Source organism: Rhodococcus sp. Leaf225 (assembly GCF_001426145.1).
Classification (GTDB): domain Bacteria; phylum Actinomycetota; class Actinomycetes; order Mycobacteriales; family Mycobacteriaceae; genus Rhodococcoides.
The window spans coordinates 491,052-498,652 of sequence record NZ_LMRN01000021.1 but is presented as its reverse complement, the minus strand read 5'-3'; the positions used below and the strand labels follow the sequence as shown (position 1 = coordinate 498,652).

The 7,601-nt window shown below is 67.8% G+C and carries 7 protein-coding genes; 1 reads left to right on the top strand and 6 read right to left on the bottom strand.

The window, feature by feature from the left end; genetic code table 11:
• The 5 genes from ASG69_RS23360 to ASG69_RS17440 form a co-directional block, all read right to left on the bottom strand.
• A partial coding sequence (locus ASG69_RS23360) for a biotin carboxylase N-terminal domain-containing protein (protein WP_442971101.1) occupies positions 1 to 69 on the bottom strand: 69 nt, incomplete at its 3' end.
• Between the two features lie 135 nt (positions 70 to 204).
• The gene (locus ASG69_RS17455; RefSeq protein ID WP_027506987.1) at positions 205 to 876 is read right to left on the bottom strand and encodes a GntR family transcriptional regulator; all 672 of its coding nucleotides are present in this window, start codon (positions 874 to 876) and stop codon (positions 205 to 207) included.
• Between the two features lie 86 nt (positions 877 to 962).
• The gene (locus ASG69_RS17450; protein ID WP_027506988.1) at positions 963 to 1,955 is read right to left on the bottom strand and encodes a transketolase family protein; all 993 of its coding nucleotides are present in this window, start codon (positions 1,953 to 1,955) and stop codon (positions 963 to 965) included.
• The gene (locus ASG69_RS17445; protein ID WP_374197725.1) at positions 1,952 to 2,854 is read right to left on the bottom strand and encodes a transketolase; all 903 of its coding nucleotides are present in this window, start codon (positions 2,852 to 2,854) and stop codon (positions 1,952 to 1,954) included. The genes ASG69_RS17450 and ASG69_RS17445 overlap by 4 nt, the downstream gene beginning before the upstream one ends.
• Entirely contained in the window at positions 2,845 to 4,203 is a 1,359-nt protein-coding gene (locus tag ASG69_RS17440) for an MFS transporter (RefSeq protein WP_056445436.1), read from the bottom strand. The genes ASG69_RS17445 and ASG69_RS17440 overlap by 10 nt, the downstream gene beginning before the upstream one ends.
• Before the next feature lie 257 nt (positions 4,204 to 4,460).
• Between ASG69_RS17440 and ASG69_RS17435 the strand changes: the two genes are divergently transcribed.
• A complete protein-coding gene (locus ASG69_RS17435; RefSeq protein ID WP_037187033.1) occupies positions 4,461 to 5,255 on the top strand; it encodes an SDR family NAD(P)-dependent oxidoreductase in 795 nt (264 codons plus the stop codon).
• 13 nt (positions 5,256 to 5,268) lie between these two features.
• Here the strand turns inward: ASG69_RS17435 and recG are convergent, their stop codons facing one another.
• Positions 5,269 to 7,497: an ATP-dependent DNA helicase RecG gene (recG, locus tag ASG69_RS17430; protein ID WP_056446195.1), complete on the bottom strand. Its 2,229-nt coding sequence runs from the start codon at positions 7,495 to 7,497 to the stop codon at positions 5,269 to 5,271.
• Between the last annotated feature and the right edge of the window lie 104 nt (positions 7,498 to 7,601).

Sequence of the window (7,601 nt, the reverse complement as noted above, 5' to 3'; positions counted from 1 at the left end):
TTCGTACGCCGCACGGAACGCACGGATCGCGATCTCGCCGCGATTTGCCACCAGCACCTTGGAGAACATTCCGGTCAACCTACCTTCAGTACGGGCGAGACGGAGCTATGACTTGTCCAGATATGAGACACGTGCGGAGCGCAGCGAGCAGCCGTCGTGGTGCCGGGACAGTAGCGCCGATCACGTCCACGCCGCTCGCATCTCCTATGCAGAAATGTCGGCGGAGAGATTCGCGGCGGCCCACGTCATGTGTTCCGCCACCGAGGCGCTGGCAGCCGCGCCGTCGCCCGATCCGATCGCCTCGACGATGCGGCGGTGTCGGTCGGTGTCCATGTTCCCGACCGCGCGAGACTTGCCGGCCCACATGATGGACATGCGGATCGAACCCTCGAGGGACGTCCACGAGTGCACCAGGGTCTCGTTGCCGGTGAGCCGGCAGAGCAGTCGGTGGAAACTGAGATCGGACTCGATCCGGGCCTCGAGATCACCGTCACCGGCGGCGTCCATCAGGTCGAGCGCGCTCGACAGGCCGGCGACCGACTCCTGCCGGTCGTCTCGCTCCGCGAGCAGTGCGGCAGCGGTGGACTCGAGCGCGGCGCGCACGACGAAGATGTCCCTGATCTCCTTGTCGTCCAGATGCCGCACGTACAGCCGACCCCGAGCGCCGATGACGGCGAGCCCCTCCTGCTGAAGCTGCCGCAGGGCCTCGCGCAACGTGCCTCGGCTGATCTGCAGGCGCTCCGACAACTCCGTCTCCACCAGCGCGGAACTCGGACGCAGCTCGCCACTGGTGATGGCCCGACGCAGCGCGTCGAGAGCCTGATCGCGCAGATTCGTCTTCTGCAACCCCAGGAGCGTGGCGGGCTGTGCGGCCATGGAGACCTCCTCGAAACGGTGATGTCGACAGCTGCCGGTCGACAGTGATCTCAGGGTAACGGCCGCCCGTGTCGATCCGGCACTGCTCACCGCAACGCCGCGAGAACACGCTCCTCGATGCGGTCGGTGGACAACCCGTAACGATCGTGGAGCGTGGGGAGTGCGCCGGCGGCCAGGAACTCGTCGGGCAGCGCGATGGGAGTCACCTGACGCACCGTGCCGGACTCGACGCACGCCGAGGCGACCGTCTCGAAGAGCCCACCGATGCGGGTGTGGTTCTCGAGGGTGAATGCGGCCCGGTCGGTCGAGAGTTCGCGCAGGACGGTCTCCGCGTCGAACGGTTTGATCGTCGCCACGTGCACCACCGACACGTCCACCCTGTGCTTCGCGAGTCGCTCGGCGGCCTGGAGCGCACGCATGGTCATCAGACCGGACGACACCAGCACGACGTCGTTGCCCGGTCGAATGACCTTGGCCTTGCCCAGTTCGAAGGTGTAGTCGTACTCGTCGAGTACCGACGCGACCTTCCCGCGGAGCAACCGGAGGTAGGTCGGGCCCGGAGTCGCGGCGAGTTGGGGAACGGCCTGCTCGATGTCCACGGCATCGCACGGGTCGACGATGGTGAGGTTCGGCATTCCGCGGAAGATCGCCATGTCCTCGGTCGCCTGGTGACTCGGCCCGTAGCCGGTGGTGAGGCCCGGGAGTCCCCCGACGATGTTGACGTTCAGATTCGGCTCGGCCGCGTCGAGGCACAGGAAGTCGTACGCGCGGCGCGCCGCGAAGACCGAGTAGGTGGACGCGAAAGGAACCAGGCCGGTCTCCGCCATGCCCGCCGCGGCGCCGAACAGCAATTGCTCCGCCATCCCCATCTGGAAGAAACGGTCGGGGAAGGCCTGCGCGAAGATGTGCATGTCGGTGTACTTCGCCAGGTCGGCACTGAGGCCGACGATGCGCGAATCCTGTTCCGCTGCACGGACGAGCGCGTGTCCGAACGGGGCCGCCGTGGTGCGCTGACCCTCGTCGACGAACGAGGCGATCATCGCCGACGTCTTGAGCTTGGGGGCGGATGCGGTGGTCATGAGTGGTCTCCCTCGTGAAATTCTGCGTCGTGGAAGCGAGCGGTGAGCTGATCCCGGCACACGCTCCACTCGTCCTCGTCGATACGCATGAAGTGCGCCTTCTCGCGGGTCTCGAGCATGGGTACGCCGAACCCGATCCGCGTGTCGCACACGACGACCGACGGGGTGCCGGTCGGCGACGTCCGCGTCGCGATGTCGTCCAGGGCGTCCAGCAACGCGCCCGCGTCGTTGCCGTCGACACGGTGGACGGACCATCCCGCGGCCGCCCACTTGTCCTGCACCGGTTCGATGCCCAGGACTCCCGCGGTGGGTCCGTCGGCCTGCAGTGCGTTCATGTCGACGAGTGCGACGAGGTTGCCCAGTCGGTGATGAGCGGCTCCCATCGCGGCCTCCCACGTGGAGCCCTCGTCCAGTTCCCCGTCCGACAGGAAGTTGAACACGAGTGACGGCGACCCCTGGTGACGCAGTCCCAGAGCCATTCCCACCGCCACCGGCAGTCCGTGTCCCAGCGAGCCCCCGCTGATCTCCATCCCGGGCGTGTAGGACGCCATTCCGGACATGGGGAGCCGCGAATCGTCGGAGCCGTAGGTCTCGAGTTCGGAGACGCTCACCGTGCCCGCTTCCGCGAGCGCCGCGTAGAGCCCGATGGCGTAGTGGCCGGTCGAGAGCAGGAAGCGGTCCCGCTCCGCCCAGTGCGGATCCGCCGGGCGGTAGCGCAGCCGTCCGCTGTAGACGGCGGCGAACATGTCCGCCGCTCCCAGTGCCTGACCCACGTATCCCTGACCCTGCGCTTCGCCCATGTCGAGGACGTGATGGCGCATGGCGTAGGCGAATCGCTCCGCGGCGCGGATCCGTGTCGTGCGGTCGGTGGTGATGCTGTCGGTGACGGTCACAGCGATTCCTTTCGAGAGGTGGCGGTCGCGACGAGGTTCTCGTCGAGCTCGGCCTGGAGTGCGAGTCGTCGTTCGGTGGGGCCCCACGTCTCACGGGTGGACAGGGCGGCGAGGAGACCGATCAGCGCGTAGACGCTGAAGAGGACTGCCGGCCCCATCCAGCCGTAGGAGACGAAGAGCAGCGTGGTGATGAACGGTGTGAAGCCGGAGACCATGGCCGAGATCTGGTAGGCCAGTGAAGCTCCGGACGCTCGGCGACTCGCCGTGAAGAGTTCGGGGAACCACGCGCCCTGCGCACCGGCGAGCGCGTTCTGGCACACGGTGTAGGCCAGGACGAAGGTGACGGCGACGAGGATGAAGGTGCCCGTGTTGACGAGGAGGAACATCGGGATTCCGAACAACACCCCGAACGCACACACTCCGATGTAGACGGGTCGGCGGCCCATCCTGTCCGTCAGAGTCGCCCAACCGACGGTCGCGACGATGCCCAGCGCCGACGCGATGCAGAGAGCGGTCAGGGTCTCGGACTTCGTCGCCAGTTCCTCGTTGTGCAGGTACGAGATCATGTAGGTGATGGACACGGCGTAGCCGGCGGTCTCGGCGATGCGCAGTCCGATACCCCGCAGGATGTTGCGCCAGTCCTGCTTCACGGACTCGACGATCGGCGCACGCTGGACCTGGCCGGACTCCTTGACCTCGTCGAACACCGGGGACTCCGGGACCTTGGATCGAATGATCAGCCCGACGACGACGAGGACGATGCTGGCGAGGAACGGAACGCGCCAGGCCCAGTCGCCGCCGAGGTGCACGCTGAACAGGAACACCAGGTTCGCGAGCAGGAGACCCACCGGGAATCCCGCCTGCACGATGCCGGTGAACGCGCCCTTGCGCCGCCACGGGGCGTGTTCGTAGCTCATCAGAATCGCTCCGCCCCACTCGGCACCGAACGCCAGTCCCTGGACGATGCGGACGATGACCAGCAGCACGGGCGCGACGACGCCGACCTGGGCGTAGGTGGGCAACAGACCGATGACGAACGTCGCGAGTCCCATCACGATGAGCGACGCCACCAGAACGGGCTTGCGCCCGACACGATCACCGAGGTGGCCGCCGATGATGCCTCCGATCGGGCGTGCCGCGAAGCCGACGCCGAGCGTGGCGAAGGCGGCCAGGGTGCCGGCCACCGAACTCTGGCCCGGGAAGAACGCCGTTCCGAAGTAGAGCGCCGCGGCGGTGCCGAAACCGATGAAGTCGTACGTCTCGATCACCGCGCCGACGGACGACCCCACGGCGACGCGCTTGGCGTCGGGTGTGCCGTGGACCTGCCCGCGCATGGCCAGAGTCTCGCTGCTCATGACTACCCCTTTTCGAGGTGTTGGAGGTGTGAGGAAAGGGTGACGGATGCCGTCATCGATTACGAGTGTGACCCACCGCACGTTCACTGTCAACAGTCAACTGTTGGTGTCCAACAGTTGACTGATCCGCAGTCCGGGTCTTACTGTGTGCTGCATCACGACGAGCCTTCGCAGGCGGCCGACACCGGCCGTCGCCCCTCTCGAACCGTGACACCAGCCTCGACAGCCGTTCCCCCACACCTGTATCGGAGATCACCATGTTCGACACTCTGGCCCGACCGGCCACCGTCAGCCGTACCGCCGTCGTCACGGGAGCTGCCTCGGAACGGGGCCTCGGCCGCGCGACCGCGGCGTTGTACGCCGAGCAGGGCTGGGCAGTCGTCGTCCTCGATCTCGACGGGGAGGCCTCGGCCAAGGTCGCCGCGGACATCGCGAATGCGTACGGCGTCCGGGCCTTCGGTCACGAGGTCGACGTGGCGGACGAGTCGTCGGTGGAGCGAGCTCGTGCGGCCGTGGCCGCCGAGGTCGAGTCGGGATCGCTCCCCACCGTGGGCGCCCTGGCGAACATCGCCGGCATCACGTCACCGGTGCCGTTTCTCGAGACCACGCTGGACCTGTGGAACAAGGTGATGGCGGTCAACGCGACCGGCACCTACCTCGTCACGAAGGCCTTCCTCCCCGCGATGATCGATGCCGGGTGGGGACGCGTGGTCAACATGTCGTCGGTGTCGGCTCAACGCGGCGGCGGCGTGTTCGGCAAGGTGCCCTACTCCTCGGCGAAAGCGGCGGTTCTCGGTTTCACCAAGGCGCTGGCCCGCGAGATCGGACACACCGGGGTCACGGTGAATGCTGTCACTCCGGGCGCCGCGGACACCGCCATCCGGGTGGGGAGCACGCCCGAGCAGGAGCAGGCGATCGCCGACGGCATCCCGGTGGGACGCGTCGCCACTGCTCGTGAGGTCGCCGCGATCATCACGTTCCTGTCGTCGGAGGACGCGTCCTACCTGACGGGCACCACATTGGACATCAACGGGGGAAGCCACATGCACTGACCGGGTCGGGCGTTCACGCCTTGTCGAGGAAGTCCACCCTGGTCGCGTCCACGGCGGATCGCATCATCGCCGCGAGACCGGGGTGCTCCACGAGCCCCGGGTCCCGATCGACGACGTCGCGGGCGAAGGTCTGGGCCGCGGTGATGATGTCGAGGTGATCGAGGAGCGACAACAGTCGCAGGGTCGTCGTGGTGCCCGACTGCGCTGCGCCCAACACGTCACCCTCCCGGCGTTGCCGTAGATCGAGAACGGCGAGCTCGAACCCGTCGGTCGTCGCCGCGACGGCGTCGAGCCTCGCGTAGGTGGGGGTGCCCGGTGCGAGCTCGGTGAGCAGGATGCACAGACCCTGGTGGCCGCCACGACCGATGCGGCCACGCAACTGATGCAGCTGACTCACGCCGAACCGGTCGGCGTCCACGATGACCATGACCGTGGCGTTGGGGACGTCGACACCGACCTCCACCACGGTGGTGCAGACGAGGACGTCGATGTCGCCGTCGTTGAACGCGGACATCACCTCGTCCTTCTCCTCCGTGGGCAGCCGCCCGTGCAGCAACCCGACGCGCAGGTTCGACAGAGCGCCGGCGCGGAGCGACTCGTACACATCGACCGCCGACGCGGTGTCCGGAGTGTCCTTGCCGAGATCCTCGGGCTTCTCGTCGCCGATCCGCGAACACACCACGTAGGCCTGGCGGCCGGCCGCCACCTCCTCGGAGATCCGGCTCCACGCTCGCTCGACCCAGGCAGGTCTGTGCTGGGCGGGAACGACCGAGGTGCGGATGGGCGCGCGTCCGCGGGGAAGCTCACGCAGGGTGGACGTCTCGAGATCGCCCAGCGTGGTCATGGCGATCGTCCGCGGAATGGGCGTGGCCGTCATGACCAGCAGGTGCGGGCTGACGCCCTCTCTCGCCTTCGCGCGCAACGCGTCCCGCTGCTCGACTCCGAAGCGGTGCTGCTCGTCGACCACCACCATCCCGAGGTCGAAGAACGACACCGTGCTCTGGATGAGTGCGTGAGTGCCGATGACGATGCCTGCGTCTCCGGTCACGATCGACAACAGCGCGGCACGTTTCGCGGCCGTCGACATCGATCCGGTCAGCAGCACCACTCGGGTGGCGCGGTCGGGCGCACCCAGTTCCCCGGCCGTCGCGAGCGCCCCGAGTTGCCGCGTGATCGACCGGTGGTGCTGTGTGGCGAGCACCTCGGTGGGTGCCAGCAACGCGCACTGCAGTCCCGCGTCCACCACCTGCAGCATGGCGCGCAGAGCGACGATCGTCTTGCCCGATCCCACCTCACCCTGCAGGAGCCGGCTCATCGGCCGAGTGCGGGACAGGTCGCTCTCGATCTCCTCGGCGACCTCCTTCTGCCCGTCGGTCAGCTCGAACGGCAGCACCTCGTCGAAGGCGGCGGCGACACCGTCGGCCACGCGCGCGCAGGCCGGCGCCGTGCGCACCGCCACCGAGTGGCGCCGTTCGGCGAGCACCAGCTGCAACGCCGTCGCCTCGTCGAAGCGCAGACGGTAGCGCGCGTTCTCGATGTCGTCCTCGGACTCCGGAAAGTGCACGACCCGCAGTGCGTCGTCGAGGCTCATCAGCGCGTGCTCGGCGCGCACCGTCTCGGGCAGCGGATCCTCGACGCGATCGAGCTGGTCCAGGACCTGACGCACGCAGCGCAGGAAGGTCCAGCTCTCGACCTCCCGCGTCGCCGCGTACATGGGAAGGAACGGAAGCGACAGCATGGACATGTTCACCGCACCGGAACTGTCCGTGGCGCCGCGAGCCATGCCGGCGAGCTCGCCGCCGCCGTGCGGGCGCCCCACCAGGTCGTCCTCGTCGCCCTCGAGCATCAGGTAACCGGGGTGGTTCAGCGACCAGGACGTCCGGAACCACTTGACCGTGCCCGAGAACATCGCGCGCGACCCCACCGTGATGTTGTGACGCACCTTGTGACCGTTGAAGAAGGTGGCGGAGACGTTCTGACCGTCGCACGTGAGCACGACCTTGAGCATGTGGCCCTTGCGCGCCTTCATGGGCACGAGGTCCGCCTTGGACACCGTCCCCACGACGGTGATGCGTTCACCGTCGTCCGGGTCCTTGCGGGCCAGCTCCTGACCCTGTGTCACGTAGCGGAAGGGGTAGTGACGCAGCAGGTCCTCGACCGTGACGAGACCGAACGCCGTCTCGAGCGGATCGGCGGCCCTGCGACCCAGTACGTGGTCGAGCCGGTCACCGAGCTGAACCACCGCGCTGCTCCCGTCCTGATGCTGCCGCCATCTGTGCGACCATTCCACCAGGCACCTGCGGCATCGGCGCGTGCGGGCCGGTTTGGACTCGGGGCACCCGAGCG

Coding starts and splice junctions, on each gene's coding strand:
- ASG69_RS17450 (WP_027506988.1), bottom strand. CDS start 1,955: ATGACCACCGCATCCGCCCCCAAGCTCAAGACGTCGGCGATGATCGCC.
- ASG69_RS17435 (WP_037187033.1), top strand. CDS start 4,461: ATGTTCGACACTCTGGCCCGACCGGCCACCGTCAGCCGTACCGCCGTC.
- ASG69_RS17455 (WP_027506987.1), bottom strand. CDS start 876: ATGGCCGCACAGCCCGCCACGCTCCTGGGGTTGCAGAAGACGAATCTG.
- ASG69_RS17440 (WP_056445436.1), bottom strand. CDS start 4,203: ATGAGCAGCGAGACTCTGGCCATGCGCGGGCAGGTCCACGGCACACCC.